2 protein-coding genes are annotated in these 3,788 nt (G+C 38.0%); both read right to left on the reverse strand.

The features are described 5' to 3' along the window. On the reverse strand, nucleotides 1-3,270 hold a 3,270-nt coding region (locus VMW39_07700), incomplete at its 3' end, for a hypothetical protein (GenBank protein HUW23899.1). A 5-nt stretch (nucleotides 3,271-3,275) separates the two neighbouring features. Next, the coding region (locus tag VMW39_07705; GenBank protein HUW23900.1) for a hypothetical protein at nucleotides 3,276-3,788 on the reverse strand (513 nt) is incomplete at its 5' end.

Below are 3,788 nucleotides of genomic sequence, written 5' to 3' on the forward strand. Positions count from 1 at the left end.
CATAAGCATACCAGAAAAATCCCATAACATTTCAGCAGTTGGCGCTTTCATTCCTCCTAATCTTGTTACACTTTGGGTAATTGCTACATCTGGTCTTCCTCTTAAAATATTGAAGGTTACATTCCAATAGTCCTTATCATAGGTCATCAAATCAATCATAACCCTACGACCCTTATCGTCTACATACCCAGTATCTACCTTGAATAAATCTCTAATATCTTCTATCTTTTTTGGTTTTTCTGGTAGCTTCTTTGTAAATATTAAAGTGCCAACTGTGGCTAAAATCCCAGTAAGTAGAAGTGAATTGACTATATTAAACCTTGACCTACCTGCTCCATAAGTTCCTTTTACTCCCCATTGTGAGAATGATTTTATAATCGTTCGGTAGTTACCTTCGGCATATCCAGGAGCTAAAAATACAAACCTTAAAGCAGTAGTTACCGTTCCACTCCTGCCGAATAACCTCTCATTCATCATTCCATAGAAGTTCTGTCCTTCTTTTATAATCTCTATCTTCTCTTTATCGGTAGTCATTCTGCCCAAATCCTTTTCTCTTTTAGCGACAAAATCCAGATATTTAGCATATTTTACCTTCGGAATAAATCGGTTAAACATCCAATTAACAAATCCTTTTGGAATTTTGGCAGGGAAAATACCTATTTTAGTAAATGCCCCTAAGAAATTCCCACGATTAACTTTATCCACAAAATCAGTTACTATTTTTTTGGATTGAAACTCAGCACTATATTTATGTCCACCTCCCAACTCAATATACTCAAGGTATTCAGGGCTTCGGAATATAGGGTCATTTTCTCTAAATCCAAAAGTTGCTCCTCTCACAGCCGTCTTTTTATAAGCAAAGCCAAAATATCCACTATCAACTGCTGATTGCTTAGCAATTGATACTGCGTGGAAAGCACTACCAATAAATTTATATGTCCTTAAAGTATTATTTATTTTCCGAAGAGCATTTAAAACTGGAATTCTTGTTATCTTATTAGTTGAAATCAAGTTATTTATAAGACGAGCTAAGTTCGGTTCAACTCTTAAATCTCTGAAAACTGGGTCATTAACTTTATCCCATTCTAATGGTGCCTTGCTCGTTTCCTCTATGTATATTCCCTTTCCAGTTCGCAGTAGTTCTTCTTTCATCCAATTCATTCCCTCTAAATTGGCAATAGCCCTAAATTCTGACCTCAGGTTGGCTACGGGGTTCTTATATTTTAATTCCAATCCGTATGCTTTAGCATCGGCAACTGTCGGGAATATCTTTTGTTTGGTAAACTTTTCAGTTGACCTCCAGTAATCCAAGAACTTGCTAACCTTTTTGGGGTTTTTATACATTCCATAGAAGTAATCCTCAACCTTGTGTATGTCCTTGCCAGCAACCTCTTGTAAAAACTTATAGTTGAAATCGGCTATTTCCTGAATTGCTTTTTTAATGGCGGGAACTTTCAGTTCTTTTGATATTTCGGCAAATGCTTTTATCTGAATTCTGCGGGCTTCTAAAGAACTTGTTTTACCTCTTGTCAACATCAAATTGCCCAAATCCTTATCAGAGAACTTATCAAACCATTTCTCAAGCTCGCTTATATTGGTATCCATTGTTTCTAATCTTTTTTGGTCAAATTCTACCAATCTGGCTTCTGGCTTATGAATGCCCCGAATAACCGTTGCATAGGGTTCGCCTGCTACCAGTTTAGCAGGTTCAATTATTCTCATCATAAATTCTGGTATATGTCTTCCTGTCTTCCCTAAAAACTTTCCAGCTTCCATTGCTTTATTAAGAACAGGTCTTACTTCTTCTGATAAAAACTTATCAAGACCGGGGTCAGGCATTATCGCAACCGCATAAAGTTTGCCTTCTTCCTTAGGGGGTTTTTTAATTTCAGGGAGTTTTGGCTTTGCTTTAACTTCTGGTTTAACTTCTGGTTTAACAAAAAGTCCATCAAATATAGGTTTCGCTGGTGGTGCTTTCTTTTTTTCTTCAATAACTCCTGCTCTTATTTCTCCTCCAGCACCGAGTAATGCTAATGGAGCAGTTCCCATTAAAGTTTGAGCTATCGTTTCAGGTGCTTCTTCTTTGAAATACTCCACAATACTTTCCAGTATACCCTTATTTTCTGCGACAGTTTTAACTGTTACTCTCTGTATTACTCCCTGAATAAGTTCCTCAAGCGTTTCAACAATTTCAACTGTTGTGAATGTTTTTATCCCTTTTTTGAGTATACCCTTTACAGTAAAATCTTTTACAACTTTCTTAACAACTTGTTTTTTTATTTGTCCAAATAGAGCTTTTTTAAAAGTTGGCGATAGAGCAGATAATATAGGCAAATCCCCAGCTACCTCAACCCCAGCAATTACTGGACCAATTATTGCCCCAAGTATAGCAGCCTGTTCGTCATCAACCCCTTCTCTTTTTAAATCTTCGGTTATATCTTGTGATTCCATCGGAGTCATCACAGCCATTGCGGACATTAAAGAAAGCCAGGGATTTTTAGTAAGAGCAAAAGTGGCAGCGGTAGTCCCCATAACAGCTCCACTGAAAGCAATAGGAGTTGCCGCTACATAACCCCAATAAGCGGGGTCTAATAAAACTGATGGGTCTTCTTTAACAGTTTCTATCACTCCTTTTTCCCATTCTTTCCTGGGATATAATTCAGGGTGAGAAGATAACCATTCTCGGTATCTTAATTGGGACTTATCATAACTTTTTTTGAATACAGGTCTTAATTTTTTATTAACTTTATTAACTGTTTTTGCTTGTTTTTCTGTAACATACATACTTTCAAACGGAGATGTTCCAAGTGGAAATGCAATTCTCATAGGATGAAAACCAGGTTCAATATCCCTAAACACTGTATTCGGTAAAGTATCAACAAAATAGGTTTTGGTTCGTTCCCACATTCGTTTTCCAGTAAGATAAAATTGGTCCCAAATATCCTTTATTTTACTTTCTTTGATTTCTTCTTTCGGTTTAGGAGGCATTTCTCCTACTTCCAATTTAAATTCTTCTACTGGAGTTTCTTTCCAGGTCGGTAAGGGCAATTCCTTTTCTTCCCAAACTGATGGTTCTTTTTCTATCGGAGGAGCAGAACCTGCTTCCTTCAGAGCTTTCAAGCCAGGGGTTGTCGGTTGCCATTCAGGATATTCAAGAGTCCAATCAGTTGGTTTCTTTTCGGGTTTCTCAAACAAACCCTCAAACACCCCTCCTTCTGAGGGAGCTTTCTTTTCTTTAATTTCTGGTATTCCGAATAAATTTTCAAACATAATTACTATCTTGCTATTTTGTAATCCCCTAAGTGAGTTGGGTTCGCAAACATTTCAAAATACTCATCATATTTATCTTTACTATAACCAGCTTCAAACCAAGCCTTTTTACCTTTCTTATAATCGTCAGGTGAAACATATCCATCGCCTCCTCTCGCAGCCATTAGTTGGGTTTTCATTCCTGCTTTTGCTTCTTTTAGTTGTTCAGCTTCTGACGGTGCTCCTTCTTTTGTCTCTAACCATTTAGCATAAGTTTTCCCAGTTCCAGCTTTTCCACCTGCCAAACTCCATTCCTCATAAGAAGTTGGGTAATCTGGTGCTTTTTCTACTCCTGCCTCTCCGATATCCACCCATCCAGCTCCATCCCACTGCCACATCCGCCCTCCCCACGCTTTCATTGTTGGCGCTCTTGGAGCTTCAGCCACTTCTGGTTCAGCATATGCCTCCTGATAATAAGGCATCAACCCAAGAATGTTCTCCGCGTATCCTGCTTGCTGGGCTCTGTTCATTTCCTCTAA

Source organism: bacterium (genome assembly GCA_035530055.1).
Lineage (GTDB): Bacteria > UBA6262 > WVXT01 > WVXT01 > WVXT01 > WVXT01.